At 71.9% G+C, this 26899-nt stretch carries 27 protein-coding genes; 17 read left to right on the top strand and 10 right to left on the bottom strand.

Annotation, left to right across the window (positions count from 1 at the left end; all coding sequences use genetic code 11):
- Positions 1-31 precede the first annotated feature (31 nt).
- Positions 32-910, top strand: a complete 879-nt coding sequence (truA, locus tag ABZ444_RS10915; protein WP_357994776.1) for a tRNA pseudouridine(38-40) synthase TruA — start codon at positions 32-34, stop codon at positions 908-910.
- Here truA and ABZ444_RS10910 read toward each other — a convergent pair.
- The 3 genes from ABZ444_RS10910 to ABZ444_RS10900 all read right to left on the bottom strand — a co-directional run bounded on the left by ABZ444_RS10910 (position 875) and on the right by ABZ444_RS10900 (position 6098).
- The gene (locus tag ABZ444_RS10910; RefSeq protein ID WP_357994775.1) at positions 875-3433 is read right to left on the bottom strand and encodes a hypothetical protein; all 2559 of its coding nucleotides are present in this window, start codon (positions 3431-3433) and stop codon (positions 875-877) included. The genes truA and ABZ444_RS10910 overlap by 36 nt on opposite strands.
- A gap of 778 nt (positions 3434-4211) precedes the next feature.
- Positions 4212-5282, bottom strand: coding sequence for a hypothetical protein (locus ABZ444_RS10905; RefSeq protein ID WP_357994774.1), 1071 nt, complete (start codon positions 5280-5282; stop codon positions 4212-4214).
- A 54-nt stretch (positions 5283-5336) separates the two neighbouring features.
- Positions 5337-6098: a CAP domain-containing protein gene (locus ABZ444_RS10900; protein ID WP_357994773.1), complete on the bottom strand. Its 762-nt coding sequence runs from the start codon at positions 6096-6098 to the stop codon at positions 5337-5339.
- 322 nt (positions 6099-6420) lie between these two features.
- Here ABZ444_RS10900 and rplM point away from each other — a divergent pair, with 322 nt between their 5' ends.
- From rplM to glmM, 3 genes are read left to right on the top strand one after another with little or no spacing between them, the layout of a single operon-like run.
- Positions 6421-6864: a 50S ribosomal protein L13 gene (rplM, locus tag ABZ444_RS10895; RefSeq protein WP_125644641.1), complete on the top strand. Its 444-nt coding sequence runs from the start codon at positions 6421-6423 to the stop codon at positions 6862-6864.
- A gap of 26 nt (positions 6865-6890) precedes the next feature.
- Positions 6891-7412, top strand: coding sequence for a 30S ribosomal protein S9 (rpsI, locus tag ABZ444_RS10890; RefSeq protein ID WP_125644639.1), 522 nt, complete (start codon positions 6891-6893; stop codon positions 7410-7412).
- A gap of 1 nt (position 7413) precedes the next feature.
- Positions 7414-8763: a phosphoglucosamine mutase gene (gene glmM / locus ABZ444_RS10885; RefSeq protein WP_357994772.1), complete on the top strand. Its 1350-nt coding sequence runs from the start codon at positions 7414-7416 to the stop codon at positions 8761-8763.
- Positions 8764-8806: 43 nt separating this feature from the next.
- On the opposite strand, the gene ABZ444_RS10880 is transcribed toward glmM, so the two are convergent.
- From ABZ444_RS10880 to ABZ444_RS10860, 5 genes are read right to left on the bottom strand one after another with little or no spacing between them, the layout of a single operon-like run.
- Positions 8807-9523, bottom strand: a complete 717-nt coding sequence (locus tag ABZ444_RS10880) for an ABC transporter permease subunit (RefSeq protein WP_357994771.1) — start codon at positions 9521-9523, stop codon at positions 8807-8809.
- On the bottom strand, positions 9524-10438 hold the full coding sequence (locus ABZ444_RS10875) for an ABC transporter ATP-binding protein (protein WP_357994770.1): 915 nt from the start codon (positions 10436-10438) through the stop codon (positions 9524-9526).
- Complete coding sequence (locus tag ABZ444_RS10870) at positions 10435-11289, bottom strand: ABC transporter permease (protein ID WP_357994769.1); 855 nt, start codon at positions 11287-11289, stop codon at positions 10435-10437. The genes ABZ444_RS10875 and ABZ444_RS10870 overlap by 4 nt, the downstream gene beginning before the upstream one ends.
- Entirely contained in the window at positions 11282-12190 is a 909-nt protein-coding gene (locus ABZ444_RS10865; protein ID WP_357994768.1) for an ABC transporter ATP-binding protein, read from the bottom strand. The genes ABZ444_RS10870 and ABZ444_RS10865 overlap by 8 nt, the downstream gene beginning before the upstream one ends.
- Before the next feature lie 40 nt (positions 12191-12230).
- On the bottom strand, positions 12231-13157 hold the full coding sequence (locus tag ABZ444_RS10860) for a DUF389 domain-containing protein (RefSeq protein ID WP_357994767.1): 927 nt from the start codon (positions 13155-13157) through the stop codon (positions 12231-12233).
- Positions 13158-13220: 63 nt separating this feature from the next.
- Here ABZ444_RS10860 and ABZ444_RS10855 point away from each other — a divergent pair, with 63 nt between their 5' ends.
- Positions 13221-13355 (top strand): hypothetical protein, encoded by a 135-nt coding sequence (locus ABZ444_RS10855; protein ID WP_352318657.1) that lies wholly within the window; start codon positions 13221-13223, stop codon positions 13353-13355.
- Here the strand turns inward: ABZ444_RS10855 and coaA are convergent.
- Complete coding sequence (gene coaA / locus ABZ444_RS10850; protein WP_357994792.1) at positions 13327-14229, bottom strand: type I pantothenate kinase; 903 nt, start codon at positions 14227-14229, stop codon at positions 13327-13329. The genes ABZ444_RS10855 and coaA overlap by 29 nt on opposite strands.
- A 205-nt stretch (positions 14230-14434) precedes the next feature.
- On the opposite strand from coaA, the gene ABZ444_RS10845 reads away from it, so the two are divergent.
- The 12 genes from ABZ444_RS10845 (at position 14435) to tsaD (ending at position 24985) form a co-directional block, all read left to right on the top strand.
- Positions 14435-15838 (top strand): alkaline phosphatase PhoX, encoded by a 1404-nt coding sequence (locus ABZ444_RS10845; RefSeq protein ID WP_357994766.1) that lies wholly within the window; start codon positions 14435-14437, stop codon positions 15836-15838.
- Positions 15839-15851: 13 nt separating this feature from the next.
- A complete protein-coding gene (locus ABZ444_RS10840) occupies positions 15852-16202 on the top strand; it encodes a holo-ACP synthase (RefSeq protein ID WP_357982729.1) in 351 nt (116 codons plus the stop codon).
- A 116-nt stretch (positions 16203-16318) separates the two neighbouring features.
- On the top strand, positions 16319-17773 hold the full coding sequence (locus tag ABZ444_RS10835) for an NAD(P)H-hydrate dehydratase (protein ID WP_357994765.1): 1455 nt from the start codon (positions 16319-16321) through the stop codon (positions 17771-17773).
- Positions 17774-17834: 61 nt separating this feature from the next.
- A complete protein-coding gene (gene alr / locus ABZ444_RS10830) occupies positions 17835-18983 on the top strand; it encodes an alanine racemase (protein ID WP_357994791.1) in 1149 nt (382 codons plus the stop codon).
- 19 nt (positions 18984-19002) lie between these two features.
- Positions 19003-20055: an alpha/beta hydrolase gene (locus ABZ444_RS10825; RefSeq protein ID WP_357994764.1), complete on the top strand. Its 1053-nt coding sequence runs from the start codon at positions 19003-19005 to the stop codon at positions 20053-20055.
- Positions 20055-20513 carry a tRNA (adenosine(37)-N6)-threonylcarbamoyltransferase complex ATPase subunit type 1 TsaE gene (gene tsaE / locus ABZ444_RS10820; protein ID WP_357994763.1) on the top strand — a complete coding sequence of 153 codons (459 nt, stop codon included), beginning with the start codon at positions 20055-20057 and terminating at the stop codon, positions 20511-20513. Before ABZ444_RS10825 ends, tsaE begins: the two co-directional genes overlap by 1 nt.
- Positions 20514-20679: 166 nt before the next feature.
- Positions 20680-21366 (top strand): hypothetical protein, encoded by a 687-nt coding sequence (locus tag ABZ444_RS10815; protein ID WP_357994762.1) that lies wholly within the window; start codon positions 20680-20682, stop codon positions 21364-21366.
- Between the two features lie 3 nt (positions 21367-21369).
- Positions 21370-21906, top strand: a complete 537-nt coding sequence (locus ABZ444_RS10810) for a class F sortase (protein ID WP_357994761.1) — start codon at positions 21370-21372, stop codon at positions 21904-21906.
- Between the two features lie 10 nt (positions 21907-21916).
- Complete coding sequence (locus ABZ444_RS10805; RefSeq protein WP_357994760.1) at positions 21917-22846, top strand: aminoglycoside phosphotransferase family protein; 930 nt, start codon at positions 21917-21919, stop codon at positions 22844-22846.
- A 27-nt stretch (positions 22847-22873) separates the two neighbouring features.
- Positions 22874-23518 (top strand): tRNA (adenosine(37)-N6)-threonylcarbamoyltransferase complex dimerization subunit type 1 TsaB, encoded by a 645-nt coding sequence (gene tsaB / locus ABZ444_RS10800; protein ID WP_352362846.1) that lies wholly within the window; start codon positions 22874-22876, stop codon positions 23516-23518.
- A gap of 11 nt (positions 23519-23529) precedes the next feature.
- On the top strand, positions 23530-23961 hold the full coding sequence (gene rimI / locus ABZ444_RS10795) for a ribosomal protein S18-alanine N-acetyltransferase (RefSeq protein WP_357982801.1): 432 nt from the start codon (positions 23530-23532) through the stop codon (positions 23959-23961).
- Positions 23954-24985, top strand: coding sequence for a tRNA (adenosine(37)-N6)-threonylcarbamoyltransferase complex transferase subunit TsaD (gene tsaD / locus ABZ444_RS10790; RefSeq protein WP_357994759.1), 1032 nt, complete (start codon positions 23954-23956; stop codon positions 24983-24985). Before rimI ends, tsaD begins: the two co-directional genes overlap by 8 nt.
- Positions 24986-25043: 58 nt before the next feature.
- Here tsaD and ABZ444_RS10785 read toward each other — a convergent pair whose 3' ends face one another.
- Positions 25044-26852: a hypothetical protein gene (locus tag ABZ444_RS10785; RefSeq protein ID WP_357994758.1), complete on the bottom strand. Its 1809-nt coding sequence runs from the start codon at positions 26850-26852 to the stop codon at positions 25044-25046.
- Between the last annotated feature and the right edge of the window lie 47 nt (positions 26853-26899).

The raw sequence follows: 26899 nt of genomic DNA, 5'->3' as shown, positions 1-26899 counted from the left end.
GCCCTTTTCCGTGAACGCGAAAGGGACGATCGTGCTACGGCTCCGCCTGGATCTGGCATACGACGGGACCGACTTCTCCGGATGGGCGAGGCAGCCCGGTCGCCGTACGGTCCAGGGTGAGATCGAGCTGGCGCTCACCAGGATCCTGCGCCTGGGCGAGCCCGCCGCGCTGACCGTGGCCGGGCGTACGGACGCGGGCGTGCACGCGCGCGGCCAGGTGGCGCACGTGGACGTGCCGGCCGGGTCGCTCGCCGAGCTCGACGGCAACCGCGGGCCCCTGGACGTCGATGAGCGGCTCTCTGCGCTCGTCCGGCGGCTGGGTGGGATCCTGCCCCAGGATGTACGCGTTCACCGGGTCTCGGTGGCTCCTGAGGGCTTTGACGCCCGCTTTTCCGCGATGTTCCGCCGGTACGCGTACCGGGTGTGCGACAGGGCGGGAGGGGTCGATCCGTTGCGGCGGCACGAGGTGGTCTGGCACAGCCGTCCGCTGGACCTCGACGCCATGAACGAGGCGGCCCGGCGGCTGGTGGGCGAGCACGACTTCGCGGCGTTCTGCAAGAAGCGCGAGGGCGCCACGACGATCAGGGAGCTGCAGCGCCTGGAGTGGACGCGCGAGGCGGACGGCGTGCTGGTGGCCGCCGTCGTGGCGGACGCGTTCTGCCACTCGATGGTCCGGGCGCTGGTGGGCTCGCTGCTGGCCGCGGGCGACGGGCGGCGGCCGGTGGAGTGGCCCGGCCAGGTGCTGACCCAGGCCGTACGGGACTCCGGCGTGCACGTCGCGCCCGCGCACGGGCTGTGCCTGGAGGAGGTGGGCTACCCTGCGGCGGACGAACTCGCCGCGCGGGCCGCCGCCACCCGGCGGGTCCGGACGCTCTCAGCCCTTGGTGACGCGGCGCTCCAGGACGAGTGAGGTCTGGTCCCTGAACGCCCCGCTGACCTTGGCCAGCGTCTTGTCCTTGGCGTCCGGGGTGTGGCCGTCGGCGTGGGTGGCGTAGCTGAAGACGATGTACCTGCCCCACACCAGGCCGGCCGCGTAGCCGCCGGCGATGGACACCCGCTCGCCCCCGCTTCCCTCCGCACCCGGCAGCGCGCGGAACCAGACGTTGCGCGAGAGGTTCTTGGCCTGGTCGGTCAGGACGGCGTCCTCCTTGGTCGGCAGCACCGCGATGCCGGTGGTCACGGCGTAGCGGCGCTTGCTGTCGACGTAGGTGGCCCGGATGATCCGGCTGCACTTCCGCTCGCGCAGCGCGTCGGCGAACGCGCCGGTCGCCGCCTTGTCGCAGCTCGTCTCCGTGTCGGTCTTGACCCTGGTGAACGTCGTGCCGGCGGCGGAGACCTTCTTCTTCGGGAACGCCTCCGTCAGGGACATCTTCTTCGGGTCGGTCTCCTCCGAATTGAGCATGGACGCGCCCGGGACGTCGGCGGGCGGGCTGGTGGACAGCTCCGTGGTGGGCAGCAGCGTGGGCGGGGCAGGGGTGGCGCCCGCGGTCGTGGCGGCCGGCGGGGTGGTGCTCAGCGCGCGGTAGGCGAAGAAGCCGCCGGTCGCGACGCCCGCCAGAGCCAGGGCGCCGAGGGTCACGAGCAGGGCTCGCTTGCTCTTGCCGCGGGCCGGGGGTGGTGGCGGCGGGATCTGGAACGGGGGTTGCCTGAACGCGCCGGGTGGGAAGGTGGGCGTGCCGCGGGGCGGGGTGGGGAGGTCCAGGGCGGTGCCGGGCCTCTTCGTCCACAGGTCCTGGTTGAAGGGCAGGTCGGGGAGTTTGTCCTGGGTGGGGGACTGGTCCGCTCGGGGCTCCGGTGAACGCTGGGCTTCGGCCTGCTTGTCGTCCGGGCCCTGCTCTGCTGGGTGGGTGCGCTGTGGGGGCGTGCCGGGGGAGTGGCCGGTTGCGCGTTGCGTCGCCTCGTCGGGCCTCTCGTCCGGGTGCCTGTCCTCCGGGCGCTTCTCCTCGGCCGGGGGCATGGGGGGCCACACCGGTACGTCGCCCGGCTCCGGGGGGCGGCCCGTCGGGTTGGTGGGGTGAGGCTCGACGTGGTGGGCCGTCCGCATGGGGCCGGTGGGCTCCTCGCGGGGGTCGGACGCGCGCATGCCCTGGGGCGGGGTGTCCTGGGCTGCCGGGTCGTGCTCCTCGTGCGGAGGGGCAGTGGTGGCGTGCTGCTGGACGGCGGCGTCGCGCTTGGCGGCCTCGGGGTCGAAGTAGTGGGCCGTCTTGGGGATGCCGCCCGGGCGGGTGGCATCGGGGTCGTACGAACCGGCCTCGGGGGTGAAGCGTGCGGCGTCGGGGCCGTACTGTCCGGACCCGGAACCGAACCGTGCGGCGCCAGGGCGGCCGTCGTGCGGCGCGGCGTCCGGGGTGTCCGGGGTGTCCAGGGCGTCGGCGGGGTACGGCGGGTGGCCGGGGGCGTACGGTGCGGCGTCTTGGTCGTACGGCGTGGCGGGGTCGTGGGGGAACGCCGGTGCGGTGGCGCTCGGGTCGGTGGGCCCGCCGGTGGCGGTGGTGCCGGCCGCGGCGGTCGACGGGGTGACCGGCGGTTCCGTGGGGCGGCCGCTCGGCCTGCCGGTCGGAGGCTCTGTGGGGCGGCCGGTCGCTGGGCCGGTGGGCGGCTCCGCCGGGTGGCCGGGCGGTGGTGCTGTTGGGTGGATGGTCGGCGTGCCGGTGGAGTGGCCGGTCGGGGTGCCGGTCGGCGGGGCGGGGAGCCGGGTGGGCTGCTGGTCGGCTGCTGCCGGCGGCGCTGGGTGACCGGCCTGGGTGGTGGGGAACCGGGCGGTGGGGTCGCCGAGAACCGGGTCGTCGGCGTCCGGCTCGGCCACGAGTTCGCCCGTGGCGGCGGGCCAGGGGGGCATGGCGTGCGGGTCGGCGACCGGGGCGGGCCACACCTGAAGGCCCGCGGCGGCGGCCGTGAACGCCGGCGGCGGCTCCCACGGCGGCGCACCCGGTACGACGGGCCCTGGCTGCTCCCACGGCGGCGCGCCCGGTACGGCCGGCTGGGCCGGCCAGGCGGGAGGGTCTTCCTCCGGAGTGGCGGCCCACTGGCCGGGGGCGGGGGTCCAGGTGGTGTCGTCCCCGGGTTGCGGGCCCCAGGTGGCTTCGGTGGCGTTTCTGGGGGTCCAGGTGGGTTGGTCGGGAGCTTGGGGGGCCCAGGCGGGTGTGTCGGTGGTGCCCGCGCCCGGCCCGGTCTCGGTGGACGGCCTGGGGCCCCAGCCGGCTTCGGTGGGGGTGCCGAGGGGGCGTCCGGGGTCGGCGACGGCTCTGGGCGGCGAGGCGGGTTGGTCGGGAGCTTGGGGGGCCCAGGCGGGCTGGTCGGACGAGCGGGACGGCCCGCCGGCTTCGTCGGAAACCTGGGGGGCCCAGGCGGGCCTCGTCGGGGCGTCAACAGCCCACTCGGGGGCATCGGCAACCCCTGCGGGGTCGGAAGCCGAGACGGGCGTTCCGGGCATGCGGGACGCGGAGGCGCGCGTTTCCGAGGTGCCGGGGGCGGAGGCAGGCGTTCCGGGAGTGCCGGGGATGCCTGATCCGGAGGCCGGGGCTGGGGTGGAAGGAGTGCCGGTGGGCCAGGGGCCGGTGTTTCCGCGGGGGGCCCGGGGGGCGGCGATGGTGTCTTCGTCGGCTCTCGGGCCCGGGGGGGTACCGCCGGCCTCGGGAGTTCCGAAGGGGGCGGGGGTGGGCGCTCCGAAAGGGACGTGAGGCCCAGGGACGTTGAAAGGGCCGGAGGCCTCGGAGGGGCCGCCCGCGCGGGGGCCGGAGGTCTCGGGAAGGGCGCCGGGCCCGGAGGAGGCGCCTGGGGCGCCGAAGGGGGCGCTGATGGAGGGGTGGGGAGCGGGCGCGGAGGAGCTCGGGGATGGTGGAGTGTCGGGGGCGTCGTCGGCGAACCAGTCGTAGGGGGCCGAGTCGTCGCCGGCCACCTCCCACGGCTGTACGCCGGCGGACGCCTCCGCGGGCTCCGGTGGGGTGCCACCTGGAACCCGCGTCTCGTCGCCGGTCGGCTCACCTGACGGAGAGAACGCCGACGGGACGCCGCTGCCGATGCGGCCGAAACTCGGCGGTGGCATCGGTGATGCGGTCGTACGGTCGGCTTCCCTGCGATCGTGCTCAGACCCGGGTTCCTGGCCACGCATAGGGCGAGCCTAGCGAGAGTAGCGAGATCGTTATGTCGGTATGGGGGTTCCCCGCGGGATCCGCCGCCCTCTTTGGGGGGTTATCGACCAGGATGCCGGTTCAGCTGAGCGCGCTTCCCGTCATCGAACGGTTGTCCAGAGCCTTGAAGACGGTCGCGTCGCTGAGGTCCTTGATGGCTTCGAGGATGCGCTTCGATTCCTTCTTGTCCGGCTTGCTGCCGTCCTTGTTCTGGAACCACACCATGATCGCGTAGTGGCCGTGGGCCGAGATCTTGGCGCCGCCGCTGCCCGAGCCGAGCATCTTGGTGACGCTGTCCTTGCCGGCCAGCGGCTTGACGTAGTTGCTCGCGTCGCCGACCTTGGCCACCTTGCCGGCGGTGCCGCTCGTCTTGAGGTTGGCCACGCCGATCGTGCCGATCACCTTGCCGGACTTGTCGCGGAAGCTGGCCCGGAGGAACTGGGTGCACTTGCCCGACTTGAGCGCCTTCTGGAGCTTGTCGCCCAGGGCGCCGTCGGTGCACTTCTTGTCCTTGCTGGTGACCGTCATCTCGTACGAACGCCCCGAGACGTTGATCTTCTTCGTCGAGCCGAAGATCTCCTTGACCGTGATCGGGTCGGGGTCGGTCTTGCGCTCGGCCGCGAAGCCGTACTTGCCGGGCGGGGCCGAGGGGAGCGGCGCGGAGGTCCGGGTGGGGGCGCCGGCCTCGGCGGTGCTGGGGCCGTCCGCGTTCCACATCAGCGCCAGGCCGCCGCCGAGCAGGCCCAGCAGCAGGACCCCGCCGATCGCGAACCACAGCGGGGCGCGCGAGCGCCGGCCCTCGTCGTAGGGGCTCCAGCCGACCCGGCTCTGCTGCGGCTGCGGCGACTGCTCGGACTGCCCCGGCTTCCCCGGCTGCCCCGGCTGCGCTGACTGCGCTGACTGCTCGGCCTGCGACGAATACGGTGGCTGGCCGAACGACCCTGACTGGCCGAACGACCCGGACTGACCGAACGGCCCAGGCTGGCCGGGCTGCTCGGGCGGCAGGAACTGGCCGGTACGCGCCGACTGCGGCGGCTGCGGAGGCCCGGGGAACGGAGACTGCGAGGACGGAGACTGCGGGAACGGAGACTGCTGAGTGGTCTCGCCCTCGGCGGCGCGCTCCCTGCGCGAACGGCGGGGACCGCTGTCCATGCCACGTTCCTCATTGCCGTTGGAAACCATGCGGAGACATTACCGTGATGTTCGTCATTGAGTTCCGAAGTCCTGGGTCCACCATGGGCCGTCCGGTCCGGCGGCGACGCCGACGCCGATGGCCTTGAGAGTGCAGTCCAGGATGTTCCTGCGGTGGTCGCGGCTGTCCAGCCAGCCTCGTACGGCCTGCTCGGGCGTGCTGTAGCCGTTGCCGATGTTCTCGGCGGCACCCCAGTGGTAGCCGGCGCGGTCCATGCGGTCCCAGGGGGAGGCACCGTCGGGGGAGTTGTGGGCGAGCTGTCCGGTGCGCGCCATCTCCAGCGAGTGCTCGCGCGCCGAGCGTCCCAGCCTGCCGTCCACCCGCAGCGGCCCGCAGCCGCGCTCGGCGCGGGCGGCGTTGGTGAGCGTGACGACCCGGGCGGCCATGCCGGGGATCACCTTGGCCTGGTCGCCGCCGCCGGTGAACACCTGGGTGGGGTCGTCCTTGGCGTCGAAGCCGGCGATCTGCCCCTCGGGGGTCTTCGTGGGCTTGGGGGTGGATCTGCCGCGCGGCGTCCTGACCGTGCTGGCCTGTCGCGGGATGCGGTCCAGCTCGGGCTGGGCCTTCTGCGCGGCGGTGGGGGCGGGACGCGCGGTGGCCGCGGCAGGAGGGGCGGTCTCGTTGAGGTAGATGTGGGCGGTGGGCTCGACGTCGTCGGACAGCCGGCCGAGCAGCACGCCGGTGAACAACGCGGCCATCAGGCAGGCCAGCACGCCCAGGCTGTTCCGGCGCCGCGCGCCCCGCTGGGTTTGCCGGGTGTGAGAGTTCCGCCACATACCGCAGCTAACGATAGAGATGTCGGGTACTGGGAAAGAAGGGATCCCAGGGAAACGAAATGGAACCGTTCTGCTGTCAGGTAGAATCGTGCAGGGTTACCGGTCTTTTGACCTGCGCGCCTGTAGGCGGGTAACCTAATCGTTCGTTGTGTGCATAGGTCCAGCGTGACCGATGCGCGGCGCGTCCGGCGTCATCTCCCATCATCAAGCCCATCGGGCTCGGGAGACGGAAGGTCCGGGCTGCCGTGTGCCCGCACCGACCGACCCATGAAGCTGTCGCATCCGACAGCGCCGAAGACGCGAGCAAAAGAAGGCTACGACCGTGCGCACGTACTCACCGAAGCCCGCCGACGTCCAGCGTCAGTGGTACGTCATCGACGCGACCGATGTCGTGCTGGGCCGGCTGGCCAGCCACGTCGCGAACCTGCTCCGCGGCAAGCACAAGCCGATCTTCGCCAACCACGTCGACACCGGTGACTTCGTCATCGTCATCAACGCCGACAAGATTGCGCTGAGCGGTAACAAGCGTGAGCAGAAGAAGGCGTACCGTCACTCGGGCTACCCGGGCGGTCTGCGTTCCGTCACCTATGGCGAGCTCATGGACAAGCGGCCGGAGAAGGCCGTCGAGAAGGCCGTCAAGGGCATGCTGCCGAAGAACTCCCTCGGCCGGAAGATGGCCAAGAAGCTGAAGGTCTACGCGGGTACCGACCACCCGCACCAGGCTCAGCAGCCGGTGCAGTTCCAGATCACCCAGATCGCCCAGTAGTAGTTCGAAAGAGTTAGAGGAGAACCGTGGCTGAGCCCACCGGTGTCGAGACGGTCGTCGAGACCGAGCTGGAGGAATTCTCCGGCGAGGACTTCCCGTCCGAGTACACCACCGAGTCCGCTGCCAGCGCTGACGCGCCCGTGCGCAAGCCCGTCACCACGGGTAACTCGTACGGCACCGGTCGCCGCAAGGAGGCGATCGCCCGCGTGCGCATCGTCCCCGGCACCGGCAAGTGGACGATCAACGGTCGTTCGCTGGACGTCTACTTCCCGAACAAGGTCCACCAGCAGATCGTCAACGAGCCCTTCGTGGTCCTCGGCGCCGAAGAGGCGTTCGACGTCATCGCGCGCATCGACGGCGGCGGCGTCACCGGCCAGGCCGGCGCGCTGCGCATGGGCCTGTCCCGCGCCCTGGCGATCCTGGACGTCGACGTCAACCGCCCGCCGCTGAAGAAGGCCGGCTTCCTCACCCGTGACGCCCGCGCCACGGAGCGGAAGAAGTACGGCCTCAAGAAGGCCCGCAAGGCTCCGCAGTACAGCAAGCGCTAAATTGGCGCGCCTTTTCGGCACCGACGGGGTACGTGGGGTCGCTGGTCGCGACCTCACGGCCGAGCTCGCCATGGACCTGTCCGTGGCGGCCGCCCATGTACTCGGTGATGCGGGCGCGTTCGCGGCCACGGGACGTCGTCCCGTGGCCGTCGTGGGCCGGGACCCGCGAGCCTCCGGGGAGTTCCTGGAGGCCGCAGTGGTCGCCGGCCTCGCGGCGTCCGGAGTGGATGTGCTGCGCCTCGGCGTGCTGCCCACCCCGGCCGTCGCCCATCTCACCGCCGCGCTCGGCGCCGACCTCGGCGTCATGCTGTCCGCCTCGCACAACGCGGCGCCGGACAACGGCATCAAGTTCCTGGCCAGGGGCGGCTTCAAGCTGTCCGACGCGGTCGAGGACGAGATCGAGCGCCGGCTCGGTGAGAGCTGGTCCTTCCCCGTCGGTTCGGGGGTCGGCCGCGTACGCGACGCGTACGGCGAGGCCGACCGCTACATCTCGCACGTCCTGACCACGATGACCGCCGCGCTCGACGGCCTGCACGTCGTGGTCGACTGCGCGCACGGCGCCGCCCACATGGTCGCGCCCGAAGCGCTGGTGCGTGCGGGCGCCCGGGTCGAGGCCATCGGCGCCAGACCCGACGGGCTCAACATCAACGCCGGGCACGGCTCCACCCATCTGGACAAGCTCCAGCAGATAGTCGTGTCCAGGGGCGCCGATCTGGGCGTGGCCTACGACGGCGACGCCGACCGCTGCCTGGCGGTCGACCACACCGGCACGGTCGTCGACGGCGACCAGATCATGGCGGTGCTCGCCGCCGCCATGCACGGCGACGGCCTGCTGTCCAAGGACACCGTGGTCGCGACCGTCATGTCCAACCTGGGCTTCAAGCTGGCGATGCGCGAGACCGGCATCACCGTGATCGAGACCGCGGTCGGCGACCGTTACGTCCTCGAACGCATGAAGTCCGACGGGTTCAACCTGGGTGGCGAGCAGTCCGGTCACGTCATCCTGCTCGACCACGCCACCACGGGTGACGGCCTGCTCACCTCGCTCCACCTGCTGGGTGTGGTGGCCAAGTCGGGCGTCCCGCTGAAGGAGCTGGCCTCGGTGATGACCCCGCTGCCGCAGATCCTGATCAACGTCAAGGACGTCGACAAGGGCAAGGCGTCGGTGCCCGAGCTCATCGCCGCCGTGGCCGAGGCCGAGGCGGAGCTGGGGGAGAGCGGCCGGGTGCTGATCCGGCCGAGCGGCACCGAGCCCATGATCCGGGTGATGGTGGAGGCCGCCTCCGAGGAGCACGCCAACCAGGTGGCGGGCCGCCTGGCCGACGTGGTCCGTACGGCCTGCGCCTCCTGAGGCGCCTGGGCGGGTACGGCCTCGCGCCGTACCCGCCGGGCCGCTACTCGTCGCCGGTGAGGGCGAACACCCGCAGTCTGCGGCCGGCCCAGAAGACCGCGCCCACGCTCACGACGACCAGCGCCGGCACTGCGAAGCCCATCGTGACGTTCGACTGCAGGAACGGCGAGTCGGAGATCTGGTCGGCGATGGCCCTGGCCCACTCCTGGATGGAGAACTTGCGCGCCCCCTCGATGAAGCTGACCACGGTGACCTCCCAGACGAGGGCGTAGATGACGCCGATCGTGACCGCGTGCTTGGTCACGACCCCGAGGAGCAGGAAGAGCGCGGCGTAGGCGATGCCGGCGACCAGGGCGCCGAGGGCGAAGCCGGCCGCGATGCCGTCCTCGCCGCCCACCAGGATCCAGGCCGCCACGTACGTCGGCAGGGCCCCGAACAGGGCCATGAGCGAGGCCGCCACCCCGAACTTGGTCAGGACGATCACGGGCCTGGAGATGGGCTTGGACATCAGGTGGATGACGGTGCCGTCGTCGATCTCCGGCGCGATGACGCCGGTGCCCGCGATGACCCCCAGCAGCGGCAGCATCGCCTTGATGGCGAAGTCCTTCATCAGGTCCACGGCCAGCTTCTGGTCGGCGCCGGTCGCCACGCGCAGCAGCACGGCCAGGGCGATCAGGGCCAGCGGGAGCAGCAGGAGCAGGATGATGCGGCGACGCCCGAGCAGTGAGCGGTACGTGATGCCCGCGACCACGGTGTTCATTCAGGTGCTCCTGTTGATCAGGTAGGAGAAGACGCTCTCCAGGTCCTCGTCGGCGGGGGAGACCTGGTGCAGGCGCACACCCTCGTCGCGGGCGACCCGGGGGAGCAGCCGGGCGAAGCGCCGCAACTCGGTCGCCTGGACTTCCAGGCCGTCCGGGCGGAGCGTGATGCCGCCGGCGGACTCGTCGCGGATCAGGGCCGCGGCGAGCTTCCTGTCGTCGCTGGAACGGATGACGAACAGGTGGGGCCTGTCGGTCATCAGGCGCCTGATCTCGCGGAAGTTGCCCGAGGCGGCGTGCCGGCCGGACACCAGGACCTCGATGTGCTGGGCGACCCGCTCGACCTCCTCCAGGATGTGCGAGCTGAACAGGATCGTCTTGCCCGCGGTGCCCATGGCCCGGATGAGGTCCATCAGGTGGAGGCGCTGGCGCGGGTCCATGCCGTTGAACGGCTCGTCGAGCAGCAGCACGGCCGGGCCGTGGACGAGGGCGGCGGCCACCTTGACCCGCTGGCGCATGCCCTTGGAGTACGTCTCGACCCGGCGGTCCTTCGGCTCCTCCATCTCGACCGTGGCCAGGGCCTTGCGGGCGGCCTCGACGGGGTCGGGGAGGCCGTGGAGGCGGGCGGCGGACAGGACGAACTGCCAGCCGGTGAGGAAGCCGTACACGCCCTCGCGTTCCGGGACCAGACCGATATTTCGGTAGATGTGGTGGTTCTTCCAGACCTGGGTGCCGTCCAGCGTGACCGAGCCGCCGGACGGCGCCAGGAACCCGGCCATCATGTGCAGCAACGTCGACTTGCCGGCGCCGTTGGGCCCGAGCAGGCCGGTGACGCCGGGGCCGATCGTCATGGTCACGTCGTTGACGGCCACCACGTTGCCGTACCAGCGGGACACCTGGGAGAGCTCGATCTTCATCGCGAGGCCGCCTTCCTGTAGCGCAGCGCGAGAGCGGCCAGGCCGACGCCGATCAGCACCACCAGGATCGCCGCGGAGGCGGGACCGTTGGGATACGAACCCTCGGCGTGGGTCGGGGTGCCGAACAGCCACGACTGCACGGAGTCGACCAGCCAGAACGGGTTCATCAACCAGGCCCAGGAAGCCGCCGACTCGTTCCCTGTGTTGAGCATCGTGCCGTAGAGCAGCGGCACCGACGCAAAGGACAGCAGGTAGACCGCGATCACCGAGGCCACCCCCAGCCCGCGCCGCGGCGTGAACGAGGCGATGGCCAGGCCGAACGCCGACAACAGCAGCGCCAGCACCAGCGCCATGAGCAGCGCGCCGAGGTACTCGCCGGTGGCGGGCGGCCCCGGCATGTCCACGACCAGCTCGCCGATCCACAGCAGCGTCAGCGGCCCGCCGACCAGCAGGAACAGCGCGGCGGTCATCGCGACCACCTTGGCGGTCACGTACTGGAAGACCGAGATCGGCCGTGACAGGTACAGGGGCAGCACGCGGTGGCGCAGGTCGGGGGCGACGACCGTGGGGGCCTGGGAGGCCAGGAAGATGGCCACCACGGCCTGCAGGAGGACCGCGAACCCGCTGTAGGGGATGCCGCGCTGCTTGGCCAGCGCCATGAGCGCGATCGACACCACCATGGGCAGCAGCATGATGACGACCAGCGCGAACGGCACGATCTTGCTGCGCGCCGGACGGCCGAGGCCGAAGATGCCGCGCAGGCTGTGGACGGTGAGCGCGCGGGTGGCGTACGCGCCGCCCATGCGGGGGCCGTCGTAGTGCCGGTAGCCGATGTCGTAGATCTCAGACATTGGCCGCCTCCTCCCTGAAGACGTCCTCGATGCGTTGGCGTCCCTGTTCGAGGCGGATCAGGCACAGGTCGAGGTCGACGGCGGCATCGCGGACGGCGTCGTAGGTCTCGGGCCCGAGCACCTTGACCACCAGCAGGTGGCCCTGCTGGGAGACGGTCTGGCCGGTCTCGGCCAGGCGCCGGGCCAGGGGCTCCAGGCCGTCCTCGACCTCGACCGTGACCGTCTGGGTGGCCTGGGTGAACTCCGAGATCGCCGACGAGCGCAGCAGGCGGCCGCCGTCGATGACGATCACGTGGTCGCAGATGCGTTCCAGCTCACCCAGCAGGTGGGAGGTGACCAGCACGCTGATGCCGAACTCGGTGCCGATGCGCCTGATCAGCGTCAGCATCTCGTCGCGGCCGCGCGGGTCGAGCCCGTTGGTGGGCTCGTCCAGGAAGACGAGCTTGGGGTCGTGCACGAGAGCCTGGGCCAGCTTGACCCGCTGCTTCATGCCGGTGGAGTAGCCGCCGATCGGGCGGTAGCGCTCTTCGGCCAGGCCCACGTGGCGCAGCACGTCGGCGGCGCGCTCGCGGGCGGCCGTACGCGGCAGCCCGGAGATCCTGGCGAGGTGGACGACCAGCTCGGTCGCGGAGACGTCGGGAGGGAGGCATTCGTGCTCGGGCATGTAGCCGACGAGCCGGCGGATCTCGGCGCCCTGCGCGGTCACGTCGAGGTCGAGCACCCGCGCGGCGCCCTGGCTGGGCGGCAGCAGGCCGAGCAGCATCTTGATCAGTGTCGACTTGCCCGCGCCGTTCGCCCCCACCAGCCCGGTGACGCCGGATCCCACGGTCACCGTGAGCCCGTCGACCGCGGTGACGGTGGGGAAGCGTTTGGTCAGCCCCTCGGTGGCGAGGATGTGCATGTGGCGGACCCTACCCGGCGCGGGGTGGGCCTGGCCTCGTTCACACGGATGAACGCTGTCCTACTTGAGGCCAGAATTTCCGCTGGACCAGGAGCGTGGCCGTGCCCGAGATGATCATGCCGAGGATGTTCACCGCGAGCTGCGAGACCGACCCCGCGACCTCCGCCCAGTCGCCGAGCCCCAGCGCGACGGCGAGGTAGCCGGCCGCCGGGACCGTGGTGACCGAGATGAACACGCCGATCAGGGCCGAGGACTTGCCCGCCGTCACCGACAGGACGCCCGCCGCCCCCGCCAGCAGCGCCACGATGAACGACCATTTGTCCGGCTTGACGATGAACTGCACCTCCGCGTTCACCTTCAGATTGCCGATGTCGATCCAGCCCAGCCAGTTGGAGACCAGCGCGCAGGCGAAGGTGATGGCGATGGCGACGGTGAAGCCGATGACCAGGGTCCGCAGAGCGGTGGTGATCAGGCGTCCGCGCCGGCCCAGCAGGCCGAAGCAGATCGCGGCGATCGCGCCGAACTCCGGGCCGAGCACCATCGCGCCGACGATGAGGATGGGCGAGTTCTGCAGCACGCCGATGCCCGCGAGCTGCGTCGCGATGGCCAGGAAGGCCAGGTAGGCCCAGGTGATGCGGGACTCGCTGGAGACCTTGTGGGCCAGCTCCTCCCACACCACCGCGTCGTCGGGATCGCCGGGCGCCTCCTCGACCGCCGCCGTGGCGGCCCTGGACAGCGACAGGTCCACCTGCTCGATGGCGATCGAGCCGACGTCCTCCACCCACTTGAGCCGGCTGATCACCACGTTGGCCGCCTCGCGGGCGGCGTCGCAGAGGACGACGTCGCCCGCCGGCTCGCGGGCCGCCCCGGGCAGCACGATGACGTTGGTGACGCCCGTGCAATCCTGCAACAGCGCGACGGCCTCGTCGGTGCGGTCGGCAGGGATGATCAGTCGCAGATGCAGCACCCCGCCATTGTTGTCCATCGGACATTGACGTCGCGTTGACCGCCGTACGCGAGGCTGCCTCACATGACTCGCTTCAGATGCCACGATCACGGTGAGGACTGCTGGTTCGCCGACATCGACGACCAGGAGTGCGCGGGCCGGTTCGCCGCCTACGTCTTCGACGAGGTGTTCAGGTCCGGCGAAGCCGTACCCGCCTGACCGCGTGGTCGGCGCCCTTCTGCAGGACGAGATCGGCGCGTCCCCTGGTGGGGGCGATGTTCTCGACCAGGTTGCGCTCGTTGATGTCGCGCCACACGTTGACCGCGAAGTCCGTGGCCTGCTCGTAGGTGAGCTCGGCGATGTACTTGAAGTAGGACTTCGGGTCCTCGAAGGCCGTGCGGCGCAGCTTGTGGAACCGTTCGACGTACCAGGTGCGGATGTCCTCGACCTTGGCGTCCACGTAGATGGAGAAGTCGAAGTAGTCGTTGACGGCCAGGGACGTGGGCGGGGCGGGCTGGAGGACGTTCAGGCCCTCAATGATCAAGATGTCTGGATTTTTCACGACCTGGCGGGCGCCGGGGACGATGTCGTACTCCAGATGGCTGTAGATCGGCGCGGACACCTCGGGAGCGCCCGCCTTGACCTCCGCCACGAACCTGACCAGCGCGCGCCGGTCGTAGCTCTCCGGGAAGCCCTTGCGCTGCGTGATGCCCTTGGCCTCCAGCACCGCGTTGGGGTAGAGGAAGCTGTCGGTGGTGATCAGCTCCACGTGCGGGTGCTCGGGCCAGCGGGCCAGCAGGGTGTGCAGCAGCCGCGCCGTGGTCGACTTGCCGACCGCGACGCTCCCGGCGATGCCCAGGATGTACGGCACGCGCGTCCCCGCATCGCCGAGGAAGGCGCTCAGCACGCTGCTGCGCTGCTTGGACCCGGTGAAGTGCAGGTTGAGCAGCCGGGTCAGGGGGAGATAGATGTCGGTGACCTCGGTGAGGTCGATGGGGTCATCGACGCCGCGCAGGTCTTCCAGCTCGTCTGCGGTGAGAGTCAAGGGCGTGTTCTTGCGGAGCTCGCTCCACTGCTCCCTGCTCAGTTCCACGTAGCCGTTGTTCACCTAGGCAGCGTAGCGATGAGGGACAAATGCGATCATGGGCGGGTGCGCCGCGGCGGATATCCACAGCCTGTGGATAAAAACGTGGGATTACCAAAGGATGATTCCGGGAAGAAAGACCGGTCCTGACGATCCGGGCGTGCCGGAACCGGCGGGCGGCTACTGTTCCGGACGTAGCCTCCCGGGAGGTCTTGTGGATCGCCGTCGATTCCTCGCCAACGTGCTGGCCGTGGCCGGGCCCTTCGCCGGGGTCGCCTGCGCCGGGGCCAGGGGCGGCGTGCGGCCCGCCGCCGGCTACGGGCCGTTGAGGCCGGTCGCCGACCTGCGCGACGGCAAGGTGCGCCTGCACCTCCCCGACGGTTTCCGGTACCGCTCGTTCAGCGCCGCGGGCGAGAAGTTCACCGACGGCACCACCGTCCCCGGCAGGCACGACGGCATGGCGGCCTTCAGCGGCCCCAGGGCGAGCACGATCCTCGTACGCAACCACGAGGTCACCGGCCCGGTCGGCGCGTTCGGCGACAAGGACACCGCCTACGACCCGGCGGCCGGCGGCGGCACCTCGACCCTCCACGTCACCCGCCACGGCGAGGTGATCAGGAGCGGTCCCTCGCTCAACGGCACCATGACCAACTGCTCCGGCGGCCCCATGCCCTGGCGGGCCTGGGTGAGCTGTGAGGAGACGGTCAACGGCCCCGACGTGGGCGACGACCCGTCCGGCGGCGACAACAGCAAACTCACGCGCAGGCACGGCTACCTGTTCGAGGTGCCGGTCGGCGGGGTCGCGAGCGCGCGCCCGATCAGGTCGGCCGGTCGCTTCCCGCACGAGTCGGCCGCCTTCGACCCCTCTACCGGAGCCGTCTACCTCACCGAGGACAACTTCTCCTTCCCCTCCGGCTTCTACCGCTACCTGCCGCCCAAGCACCCGATGCGGGAGGGGCGGCTGCTCGACGGCGGCCGGCTGCAGATGCTCGCCGTCGACGGCGTCGAGCGCGCCGACCTGTCGCGCAGGCAGCGGGCGGGGGCCGCCTACGCCACTCGCTGGGTGGACATCGACGAGCCCGACCCCCGCTTCAGCGGCAGGCCGCCGTACGAGGAGGCCGTCCAGGCGGTGGGCCGGCAGGGGCGCGCGGGCGGCGCGGCGATCTTCGCCAGGCTGGAGGGCGCGGTCTTCCACCAGGGCGTGGTGTACTTCGTCTCCACCCAGGGCGGGGCCACCGCGCCGGGTGACCGGCCGCCTCCCGGGTTCGGCGACGGGCGGGGCCAGGTGTGGGCGTACGAGACGTGGAGCGGGCGGCTCAGGCTCGTCTACGAGTCGCCGCGCTCGTCGGCGCTCGACCTGCCCGACAACGTGACCGTCAGCCGGCGCGGCACGCTGGTGCTCTGCGAGGACGGCGACGGCGACAACTTCCTGCGCGGCCTCACCAGGACGGGCGAGATCTTCGACTTCTGCCGCCTCCAGCCGATCCCGGGCGATCCGGGCGCCGAGTTCGCCGGCTCGACGTTCGGGCCGGGCGGCCAGACGCTCTATGTCAACGTCCAGGCCGTCCGGGGGCGGTCGTTCGCCATCTGGGGGCCGTGGGAGCGCGGCCTGTTCTGAGTAGCCTGGGACGATGATCCTGGGTATCGGAGTGGACATCGTCGACATCGCCCGCTTCGAGGCGGCTCTCGAACGTACACCGCAGCTGCGCGAGCGGCTGTTCACCGACATCGAACGGCCGCTGCCGGCGCACTCGCTGGCCGCCAGGTTCGCCGCCAAGGAGGCCGTGGCCAAGGCGCTCGGCGCGCCCAGGGGGCTCGGGCACCTGGAGGCCGAGGTGCGCTGCGACGAGCTGGGCAAGCCCGAGCTGCACGTGTCGGGCAAGGTCGCCGAGGTGGCCTACGGCCTCGGGGTCAAGCGCTGGCACCTGTCGCTCAGCCATGACGGGGGCGTCGCCGTGGCCTATGTGATCGCGGAGGGATAGCTTCGGATCATGCGCGCGAGGGAGTGCCGTCGCGTGGAGGAGCGGCGGGAGCGAAGCGACCGGAGCGGGGAAGGGCGGCGGCATATGGCGACCGGGCAGCCGAACGGAGTGAGGCCATGAGGACCGCCTACACCGCCGACCAGATCCGGGACGCCGAGCGCACGCTGATGGCGCGCCTGCCCGAGGGCACCCTCATGCAGCGGGCCGCCCACGGCCTCGCCGCCGCCTGCGCCGACCTGCTGGGCCGGGTGTACGGCGCCCGCGTCGTGCTCCTGGTCGGCAGCGGCGACAACGGCGGTGACGCCCTCTACGCCGGCGAGCGCCTGGCCCGCCGGGGAGCCAGGGTCGAGGCGGTCCTGGCCGGCGCCAAGACGCACGAGGCCGGCCTGAGCGCCTTCCTCGACGCCGGAGGCCGCGTGGCCGACCCATCAGCCGTGCAGCACGCCGACCTGATCGTGGACGGGCTGGTGGGCATCGGCGCCACGGGCGCCCTGCGCGAGCCGTACGCCCGGCTGGCCGAGGAGGCGAACGCGGCCCACGGCACGGTCGTCGCGGTCGACGTGCCCAGCGGCGTCGAGGCGAGCACCGGGCGGGTGGCGGGCGCGGCGGTGCGGGCGCGGGTGACGGTGACGATGGGGGCGTACAAGACGGGGCTGCTGGTCGATCCGGGCGCCGCGCACACGGGCCGGATCGAGCTGGTCGACATCGGGCTCGGCCCCTTCCTGCCCGACCCCGACGTCGCCGCGCTGACCTGCGCGGACGTGGAGGACCTGCTGCCCAGGCCCGGCAACGAGTCCGACAAATACCGCAGGGGCGTGCTCGGGGTGGCCGCGGGCAGCGACCTGTACACCGGCGCGGCCGTGCTGGCCGTGGGCGGCGCGCTGCGGGCGGGCGCGGGCCTGGTCCGCTACGCGGGCACCCACGAGCCGGTCCAGCAGGTGCGCGCCCATTGGCCGGAAGCTGTGATCACCCCGCTCGACCGGCCGTCCGTCGAGGACGTGGGCCGCGTCCAGGCGTGGCTGCTCGGCCCGGGGCTCGGCACCGGCGACTGGGCGCACGAGCTGGCCGCCCGCGTGCTGGCCTCGGACGTCCCGGTGCTGATCGACGCCGACGGGCTCACGCTGGTGGCCCGCGACCGGTCGTTGCTGCGCAGGCGGGCGCCCGTGCTGATCACGCCGCACGCGGGCGAGCTGTCCCGGCTGATCGGCGTGAGCCGCGACGACATCGAGGCCGCCCGGCTGGAGCACGCCCGCCGGGCCGCGGCCGAGCTGGGCGTGACCGTGCTGCTCAAGGGCTCGACCACGGTGGTGGCCGAGGAGGCCAGGCCGGTCCGCGTCAACGAGACCGGCACGTCATGGCTGGCCACCGGGGGCACCGGCGACGTGCTGTCGGGCGTGGCGGGCGCGCTGCTGGCCCAGGGCCTGTGCTGTTACGACGCGGGTTCGGTCGGCGCGTACGTGCACGGGCTGGCCGGCCGGCTGGCCGCCCGCGGCGCCCCGCTCACCGCGGCCGGGGTGGCGGCGGCCGTTCCGGAGGCCATCCGCTCCGTCCACGGCGAACCCCGTTCATGAGCGGCTCGAACCGCGCTCGACCACCCGTCTGAGCTGCCACACTGGAGAGATGTACTCCTCGATGGCCACCCCCGCCGAGGCGCGGGTCGACCTGTCCGCCATTCGGCACAACGTGACCCTGCTGAAGGAGCGGGCGGGTGGCGCCGAGCTGATGGGGGCCGTCAAGGCCGACGCCTACGGCCACGGGCTGGTGCCCTCGGCCAGGGCCGTCCTGGAGGGCGGCGCGTCCAGGCTGGGCACGGCCTTCGTCGCCGAGGCGCTGGCGCTGCGCGACGGCGGCGTCACCGCGCCCGTGCTGGCCTGGCTGATCACCCCCGGCGAGCCCCTCGACCGGGCCGTGGCCCAGGACATCGAGCTGTCGGCCGCCCACGAGGGCCTGCTCGACGAGATCGCGGCAGCCGCCCGCCGCGTGGGCCGTCCGGCCAAGCTGCACCTGGAGGCCGACACCGGCATGAGCAGGGGCGGCGCGCCGCTGGCCGCCTGGCCGGGCCTGCTGAGCAGGGCGCTCGCGCTGCAGGCGGAGGGCGTCGTCGAGATCGTCGGCCTGTGGTCCCACTTCGCCTGCGCCGACCTGCCCGGCCATCCCTCGGTCGAGCAGCAGCTGGAGGCGTTCGAGAGCGCGCTGAAGCAGGCCGAGCAGGCGGGCGCCGCCGGCTCGTCGGTGATCAGGCACCTGGCCAACTCGGCCGCCGTCATGACCCTGCCCGCCGCCCGCTTCGACCTGGTCAGGCCGGGCATCGCCATGTACGGCCTGAGCCCCGTCCCCGAGCTGGGCGACTTCGGGCTGCGTCCGGCCATGACCCTGACGGCCAGGATCGCGCTCGTCAAGCGGGTCCCTCAGGAGTCGGGGGTCTCCTACGGTCACCTCTACGTCACCGACCACGAGACCACCCTCGGCCTCGTGCCGCTCGGCTACGCCGACGGCATACTCCGGCACGCGTCGGGAAGAGCCGAGGTGCTGGCGGGCGGGCGCCGCCGGAAAGTGGCGGGCCGGGTGTGCATGGACCAGTTCGTGATCGACGTCGGCGACGACCCCTTGTCGCCGGGCGACGAGGTGGTGCTGTTCGGTCCCGGCGACGGGGGTGAGCCGACTGCCCAGGAATGGGCGGATACCCTCGGCACGATCACGCATGAGATCGTGACCAGGATCGGTTCCCGGGTGCCACGGGTCCACCAGCATGTGACGGCGGGCACTCCGGAGCGGCCATGAGCGGAGAAGGATCGGGGACATGACGACGACAACACGGCGGCGCAGGGTCGGAATCGCCGGCGCGATCGTCGGAGCGGCGTCGGCCGGTGTCGCGGCGGCGGCTCTGGCCAAGCGCTACGCGGTCGGCCGGATCAGGCTGCGGCACGACGAGGAGGCCAGCGAGCCGTTCGGCGAGCTGCGCGGCAGGGAGCGCACGCTCGTCACCTCCGACGGGGTGGCCCTCCATGTCGAGATCGACGGCCCCGAGGACGCGCCGCTGACGATCGTGATGTGCCACGGCTACTGCCTCAACCTCGAATCGTGGCACTACCAGCGCAAGGAGCTGCGCGAGAACCACCGTGTGGTGCTGTGGGACATCCGCTCCCACGGCCGCTCGCAGCGCGGCACGGCCGACGACAGCACGATCGACCGGCTGGGCCAGGACCTCGCCGAGGTGATCGAGGAGTTCGTGCCCGGCCCGTGCGTGGTGGTCGGCCACTCGATGGGCGGCATGACGATCATGGCGCTCGCCGACAGCCACCCTGAGCTGTTCGGCGACAAGATCCGGGCGGTCGCCCTCATCGCGACCTCGGCGGGCAAGCTGGCCGAGCTGACGCTGGGGCTGCCGGCGATGGTGTCCAAGGCCGTGCACAAGGTGGCGCCGTCCACGGTGTCGCTGCTGGGCAGGAAGGGCGCGCTGATCGACAGGACCCGGCACGCGGGCAGCGACATCGCGTTCCTGATCACCCGCTACATGGGCTTCGGCGACTCCGCGAACGTGAGCCCGACCGTGGTCGACTTCGCCGAGTCGATGATCAGGCAGACCCCCACCGAGGTGTTCGCCGCCTTCTACCCGGCCCTGATGAACCACGACAAGCTGTCCGCGCTGCACGTCCTCGACCCGGTCCCGACCGCCGTCGTCTACGGCGAGCGCGACTGGCTGACCCCGCCCGACCACAGCAGGGCCATCGCGGCGGCGCTGCCCAAGGCGCAGGTCACCGAGATCCCCGACACCTCCCACCTGATCCAGCTGGAACGCCCGGGGATCGTCAACGACGCGCTGCGCGACCTGATCAAGCGAGTGGAGTTGTAGTGCGACTGGCGACAGCGGAGGACATGCGGGCCTACGGCGCGCGCCTTGCGGCCCACCTGCGGCCCGGCGACCTGATCGTGCTGTCCGGCCCGCTCGGCGCGGGCAAGACCACGCTCGTCCAGGGCATCGCAGAAGGTCTCAAAGTACGCGGCCCGATCACCTCGCCCACCTTCGTGATCGCCAGGGTGCACCCGTCGCTGCGGCAGGGCCCGCCCCTGGTGCACGCCGACGCCTACCGGCTCGGCGGCGACCTGGAGGTCGACGACCTCGATCTCGACGCCTCGCTGGAGGAGTCGGTCACCGTGGTCGAGTGGGGCGAGGGCCTGGTCGAGGGGCTGGCCGAAGACCGGCTGGAGATCCACATCGACCGGGAGACCGGCGACGACGCCCGCCTGGTGACCCTGCGCGGGGTGGGCGACCGGTGGGCCGACACGCCGTCTGATCCGGCCGAAGACTAAAACGTCCGTCAATTTCCGGCAAAGCTGTCACCCTTGACGTACCTGACCGAAGACATAAATCATGATCGTTGGTCAGGGATTTGCCCAGAATTTCTGGGTATCAGGAGGGGCGACATCCACATTTTTGGTGGATGCTGGGTGCAAGACGGCAAAGTGGGGTGCGGCGGTGCTCAGGGTCAGGCGAGTCGCGTACGCGGGTGCCATCATGGTGGTCGGGCTGACCGGGTGTGCGGCCTCGGCCGAGACCACACCGACAGGCACACCGACGGCCACAGCCACGACGTCCACCACCGCCACCACGACAACCACCGCCACGACCACCGCGACCGCCCCGCCGGCCACCAAGAGGCCGAGCATCGCGGTCCAGGTCAACCCCGACCGGGTCACCGCGGGGGAGACGTCCAAGGTGTGGATCCTGGCCAACTGCCCGCTGCCGTCCGGCGGCCCGGCCCACACCGGCACCGCGACCTCGCGGGCGTTCCTCAACGGCGTCCCGCTCAACCCCGTGCCGGCCGGGTCGGCCACGCCGACCGCGACCAGCAGCCCGGCGAACGGCTCGCCCTGGGTGCGGGGCGAGGCGACGGTCTCCGGCACGGTCAAGCGCGGCTCGTACACCGTCGACGTCAAGTGCGACGGCACCAACGACGTCGGCAAGGCCACGCTCAGGGTGGCCAGGGCCGAGGCCGACCCGACCGGCGTGCCCACCAAGGCACCCAAGGCGGGCGGCGGCGGCACCTTCGGCCGTGACGTCGACGACGAGTCCTCGATCCCGCTGGGCCCGGCCGGCGCGCTGGTGGCCCTGGTCCTCGTCGGCGGCGCGGTCGTGATGGTCAAGCGGCGCAGCCGGGCTTGACCGATGGCACGTCCAGGACGGGTGGTGCTCGCGGGCGCCGTCACGGGCCTGCTGCTGGTCGCCTTCGGCAAGAGCATGCAGAACTCCTCCGCCCCGGCGGCGAGCGTGGTGCCCAAGAGCATCGACATCCCGTCGCTCGACCTTGAGGCCCCGCTGATGAAGCTCGGGCTGAGCAAGGACGGCGAGGTCGAGCTGCCGCCGTACGAGAAGCCGAAGATGGCCGGCTGGTACAGCGGCAGCGCGGTGCCCGGCGAGAAGGGCGCCTCGGTGATCATCGGCCACGTCGACACCAAGACCGCCCCCGCCGTGTTCTACAAGCTCAGGCAGTTGCGCAAGGGCGAGACCGTCAAGGTGGAACGCAGCGACGGCAAGGTCGTCAGCTTCCGGGTGGACGCCATCGAGCAGGTCTCCAAGGACCACTTCCCAGCCCGGCGGGTGTACGTCGACGACGGGCTGAAACTCGTCACCTGCGGCGGAAAGTTCGACTCCGCCAAAGGCGAATATGTCGACAACATCATCGTCTACGCGTCCCGAGCCTGATCATGGAGTAATGAGCACTGACCACAACCCGCCGGCGTCCGGCGCCCGCGTGCCCTGGCAAGAGGTCCATCCACTGGTGCGCGAGGCGGTCGAGGGCTTCCTCGGCAGCCGCGTCGTGGAGGCCGTCACCCAGGAGGGCGGCTTCTCGCCGGCGGCCGCGGTGCGCCTGCGGACCGAGGACGGCCGGCGCGCGTTCGTCAAGGCCGTCGGCCCCGAGCCCAACCCCGACAGCGTGCGCATCTACCGCTCCGAGCTCAGGAACGCCGCCGCGCTCCCCGAGTCGGTCCCCGCGCCGAAGCTGCTGACGGCGTTCGAGCTGGAGGGCTGGGTGACCCTGGTCTTCGAGGACGTCGAGGCCGCGCACCCCGCGATGCCGTGGCGGCGCGACGAGCTCGACCGGGTGTTCACGGCACTGAAGGAGATGTCCGCCGCGCTCACCCCGTCGCCGATCGAGGCTGCCACGGTCGGCGAGGTCATGGGCGACTCCTTCCAGGGCTGGCGCAGACTCCTCGGCGAGGACACCACCGGGCTCGACCCGTGGGCGCTGCGCCACCTGCCCGAGCTGGCCGAGCTGGAGTCCGGCTGGGCGACGGCGGCGGCCGGCGACACCCTCGTCCACGCCGACCTGCGGGCCGACAACATCCTGCTCACGCCCGACCGCGTCTACGTGGTCGACTGGCCGTGGGCCTGCCTGGCCGCGCCCTGGTACGACCAGGTGGCCATGCTGCCGTCGGTCGGCATGCAGGGCGGTCCGGCCCCCCATGAGCTGTTCGACGATCCCGACCCGGCGGTCACCGCCGTGCTCGCGGCCCAGACCGGCTACTTCGTCCGGAACGGCCGGCTGCCGCATCCGCCTGGCCTGCCCACGCTCAGGGCGTTCCAGCGGGCGCAGGGAGTGGTCGCGCTGGAGTGGCTCAAACGGCGTACCGGCTGGGTGTGACCCGTCCGGCGGGTAGGCTAAACAGTCGTGCTGGTCCTGGCCTTTGATACCGCGACGCCCGCCGTCACCGCCGCCCTCCACGACGGCGAGCGGGTGCTCGCCGAGTCCACGACGATCGACGCCCGCCGCCACGGCGAGCTGCTCGTCCCCACCATCGAACGCGTGCTGACCGAGTCGGGCGCCGCCCTGCGCGACGTGACGGCCGTCGTCGCGGGCAGTGGCCCCGGGCCCTACACGGGCCTGCGCGTCGGCCTGATGACCGCCCAGGGGCTCGCGACGACGCTCGCCGTCCCCGCGTACGGCATCTGCACCCTCGACGCGGTCGCCTACGGCAGCGGGCTCGGCGAGCCGTTCCTGGTCGCCACCGACGCCCGGCGCAAGGAGGTGTTCTGGGCGCGCTACCAGGACATGCGCACGCGTGCCGACGGCCCGTTCGTCGACCGGCCCGCCGACGTGCCCGTCGAGGGCCTGCCGGTCGTGGGCGCCGGCGCCGGGCTCTACCCCGACGTCCTGGGCCGCCACGACGCCCCGCCCTACCCCTACGCGGGCGCGCTGGCCGCGCTGGCCGCCGAGCGGCTGGCCGCGGGCGTGCCGCTCGACCCGCCGCGGCCCATCTACCTGCGCAGGCCCGACGCCGTGGTGCCGGGCGCGCCCAAGAGGGTGACGGCGTGAGACTGCGGCCGATGACCGAGGCCGACCTGCCCGCGGTCATGGCGATCGAGCGGGCCACGTTCCCGCTCGACGCGTGGAGCGAGGGCATGATGCGCGGCGAGCTGGCCGACATGCCGCGTTCGCGCCACTACGTGGTGGCCCTGGCCGACGACGAGATCGTCGCCTACGCCGGCATCGCGGTCGCCGCCGACCAGGCCGACGTGCAGACCATCGCCGTGCTGGAGAAGCACCAGGGCACCGGCTTCGGCAGCGCGATGCTGACCGAGCTGCTGGCCGAGGCGCGGCGCAGGGGCGCGCGCGAGATCTTCCTGGAGGTACGCGCCGACAACCCGCGCGCCCAGGCCGTCTACCGGCATTTCGAGTTCGAGGAGATCGGCACCCGCCGCCGCTACTACGACGACGGCACCGACGCGATCATGATGAGAAGGAAGCTGGATGGCTGACGCACCCCTGGTCCTGGGCATCGAGACGTCGTGCGACGAGACCGGCATCGGCATCGTCAGAGGCCACACGCTCCTCGCCAACACCATCGCCTCCAGCATGGACGAGCACGCCAGATACGGCGGCGTGGTGCCCGAGGTCGCCTCCCGCGCCCACCTGGAGGCCATGACGCCCACCGTCGAGGCGGCGCTGGCCGAGGCGGGGCTCAGGTTCTCCGACATCGACGCCATCGCCGTCACCGCCGGGCCGGGCCTCGCCGGGGCGCTGCTGGTGGGCGTGGCCGCCGCCAAGTCGTACGCGCTGGGCCTCGGCGTCCCGCTCTACGGCGTCAACCACCTGGCCGCCCACGTGGCCGTCGACCAGCTCGAACACGGGCCGCTGCCCAAGCCGTGCATCGCCATGCTGGTCTCCGGCGGGCACTCCTCGCTGCTGCTGGTGCCCGACGTGGCCGAAGACGTCATCTCGCTCGGCTCGACCGTCGACGACGCGGCCGGCGAGGCGTTCGACAAGGTGGCCCGGGTGCTCGGGCTGCCCTTCCCCGGCGGCCCGCACATCGACAGGGCCGCCCGCGAGGGCTCGGGCACGGCCGTGACCTTCCCCCGGGGCAAGATCGACGACGGTACGCTCGACTTCTCCTTCTCGGGGCTCAAGACCGCCGTCGCCCGCTGGGTCGAGGCGCGCGAGGCGTCCGGGCAGTCGATCCACGTGCCCGACGTGGCCGCCTCCTTCCAGGAGGCCGTGGTCGACGTGCTGACCCGCAAGGCGTTGCAGGCGTGCAAGAAGTACGACGTGCACGACCTGCTGATCGGCGGCGGCGTGGCGGCCAACTCGCGGCTGCGGGCGCTGGCCCAGGAACGCTGCGACGCGGCGGGCGTGCGGCTGCGCGTGCCCCGGCCGGGGTTGTGCACCGACAACGGGGCCATGGTCGCCGCCCTGGGGTCCGACCTGGTGGCGGCGGGGGTCGCCCCCTCGACGCTGGAGATCCCGGCGGACTCGTCGCTGCCGATCACGACGGTCCACGTCTGAGCCCTGGCGGGCCGGAGACCGGCGGTGAGGCGCGGCGCGTGCCCCACCGCCGGGCGGGTCAGTCTTTGGTCCTGGTGGGCCGGAGCAGGGCCTCGGCCAGCGCCAGCATGGTCTCCTCCAGCGCGGCCAGCCGCTTGGTGAGGTCGTCGGTGGCCGGCTGCACGATGCCGCTGACCGTCTCGCTCAGCTCCTCGCGGTCGGGCCGGGAACGCACCAGCTCGGTCAGCGCGTCGGCGGCGGCCGACAGGCGGTCGGCCTGCGCGCCGGCCTGCGACTGGAGGAGCTCGCCGACCCGCTCGGGGATGGCCAGGGCGGCCGGGAGCTGGCTGACGTGCTGGTTCATGGCCTCGATGCGGTCGTCGACCGACTCCAGGTGCTCGCCGGCCTGATCGGCGCGGGCGGCCAGGCCGTTGAGGTGCGTGTCGAGGCCGTTGAAGCGGCTGTCGAGCCCGCTGAACTGGCCGTCGAGGGTGTCGAACCGGGTGATCAGGTGCTCCTCCGCCTCGACCAGCCGCTCGTCGATCGACTCCATCTGGTTGTCGAGCTTGTTGAAGCGGCCCTCGCTGCGCACGGCGGTCTCGGCCAGGCGCTGGTCGGTGGCCGAGGCGCGGTCGTCGAGCGCGCTCAGGCGGCCGTCGAGGGCGTCGAAGCGGTCGTCGTGGCGGACGAGGTGGCCGTCGATGGTGCCCATGCGCTTGCCGAGGCCGCCGAGCTGGCCGTCGACCGAGGTGAGGCGCTTGTCGACGCCGCTGATGCGGCCGTCGACGCCGTCGAGCCTCGTGTCGATGTCGGACAGGCACTCGTCGGCCGACTCCAGCCGGCCGTCGAACCCGGTGAGCCGGGTGTCGAGCCCCATGAGCCGGCCCTCGACCCGGTCGAGCCGGGAGTCGACGCCGTCGAGCCGCCCGCTGAGCCGCAGTTCGCTCTCCCCGAGCTGGACGGCGAGGTGCTGGTCGGCCTCGTCGAGGCGGGCGGTGAGCCGCTGCTCGACGTCGGCCAGCCGGACCGTGAGCCGCTGGTCGCCCTCGTCGAGCTTGGCGGCCAGGCGCTCGTCGGCGCGGTCGAGCCGCTCGTTCAGGCGCTGGGTCAGCCGCTCGTCGGTCTCGTCGAGGCGGCCGGCCAGGCGTTTGTCGGCCTCGTCGAGGCGGGCGGCGATGTGCAGGTCGGTGTCGTCGAGCCGGCCGGTCAGGCGCTGCTCGGCAGCGTCGATCTTGACGGCGACCTGCTGCGACGTGGCCGCGACGCTCTCGGCCAGCTCGCCGACCACGCTCTCGACCCGTTCGGCGCGGCCCGACAGGTCGGCCACCGACTTGTCGAGCCGGGTGAAACGGCTGGCCGCGGCCTCCATGCTGGAGTTGAGCTGCGTCAGCTTGGCGGCGAAGTCGGACATGTTCTGGGTGATGCCGTCGGTGGTGTCGAGCACCGACTGCAGGCGGTTGAGCGCCTCGTCGACGGCCTCGCCCACGGTGCCCAGGTCCGCCCACAGGCTCGGCAGCTCGGCCACCGGCGCGACCCGCGCGTCGACGTGGCCGATCTTCTCCCCGACGGCGTCGACGTGGTCGCGCACGGCCTCGACGTGCTGGGCCAGGCCCTCCGCCCACATCGGCGGCTTGGCGGTGATGTCGTCGAGCCGCCCGCTCACCGCCTCGAGGGTGCCGCTCAGGCCGCCGAGCTCGCGTTCGCGTACCTCGCGCAGCAGCCACTCCATGCCTTCAAGACGCTGGCGGATCTCGTCGAGCACGGCTCCCTGGGTGCGCTGCTCGTAGACATGGTCCTGGGCGGCGCGCGCGAGGAGGTCTCGCATCCTCTCGGAGATGGCGGACTGGCCGCCTGCCTGAAGAAGGGTGGTGTGGTTGGAATGGTCCACCGAAAGGCTCCTTCGCTCGCCGACGGTCTGCCGCGCAGCGGTGGGAT

The sequence above is a fragment of the Nonomuraea sp. NPDC005730 genome (assembly GCF_040630865.1).
GTDB lineage: Bacteria > Actinomycetota > Actinomycetes > Streptosporangiales > Streptosporangiaceae > Nonomuraea.
Note: the sequence above shows the minus strand (reverse complement) of the source record. Positions and strands in the feature narration are given on the sequence as shown.

Excerpts from the sequence above, each read along its gene's own strand:
- ABZ444_RS10870 (WP_357994769.1), bottom strand. The coding sequence starts at position 11,289 with ATGTCTGAGATCTACGACATCGGCTACCGGCACTACGACGGCCCCCGC.
- ABZ444_RS10875 (WP_357994770.1), bottom strand. The coding sequence starts at position 10,438 with ATGAAGATCGAGCTCTCCCAGGTGTCCCGCTGGTACGGCAACGTGGTG.
- ABZ444_RS10810 (WP_357994761.1), top strand. The coding sequence starts at position 21,370 with ATGGCACGTCCAGGACGGGTGGTGCTCGCGGGCGCCGTCACGGGCCTG.
- ABZ444_RS10855 (WP_352318657.1), top strand. The coding sequence starts at position 13,221 with ATGACTCGCTTCAGATGCCACGATCACGGTGAGGACTGCTGGTTCGCC.
- ABZ444_RS10900 (WP_357994773.1), bottom strand. The coding sequence starts at position 6,098 with ATGTGGCGGAACTCTCACACCCGGCAAACCCAGCGGGGCGCGCGGCGC.
- tsaD (WP_357994759.1), top strand. The coding sequence starts at position 23,954 with ATGGCTGACGCACCCCTGGTCCTGGGCATCGAGACGTCGTGCGACGAG.
- ABZ444_RS10835 (WP_357994765.1), top strand. The coding sequence starts at position 16,319 with ATGAGGACCGCCTACACCGCCGACCAGATCCGGGACGCCGAGCGCACG.
- rimI (WP_357982801.1), top strand. The coding sequence starts at position 23,530 with ATGACCGAGGCCGACCTGCCCGCGGTCATGGCGATCGAGCGGGCCACG.
- ABZ444_RS10910 (WP_357994775.1), bottom strand. The coding sequence starts at position 3,433 with ATGCCCGGAACGCCCGTCTCGGCTTCCGACCCCGCAGGGGTTGCCGAT.
- ABZ444_RS10880 (WP_357994771.1), bottom strand. The coding sequence starts at position 9,523 with ATGAACACCGTGGTCGCGGGCATCACGTACCGCTCACTGCTCGGGCGT.
- ABZ444_RS10825 (WP_357994764.1), top strand. The coding sequence starts at position 19,003 with ATGACGACGACAACACGGCGGCGCAGGGTCGGAATCGCCGGCGCGATC.
- ABZ444_RS10865 (WP_357994768.1), bottom strand. The coding sequence starts at position 12,190 with ATGCACATCCTCGCCACCGAGGGGCTGACCAAACGCTTCCCCACCGTC.
- ABZ444_RS10905 (WP_357994774.1), bottom strand. The coding sequence starts at position 5,282 with ATGGACAGCGGTCCCCGCCGTTCGCGCAGGGAGCGCGCCGCCGAGGGC.
- ABZ444_RS10805 (WP_357994760.1), top strand. The coding sequence starts at position 21,917 with ATGAGCACTGACCACAACCCGCCGGCGTCCGGCGCCCGCGTGCCCTGG.
- ABZ444_RS10840 (WP_357982729.1), top strand. The coding sequence starts at position 15,852 with ATGATCCTGGGTATCGGAGTGGACATCGTCGACATCGCCCGCTTCGAG.
- alr (WP_357994791.1), top strand. The coding sequence starts at position 17,835 with ATGGCCACCCCCGCCGAGGCGCGGGTCGACCTGTCCGCCATTCGGCAC.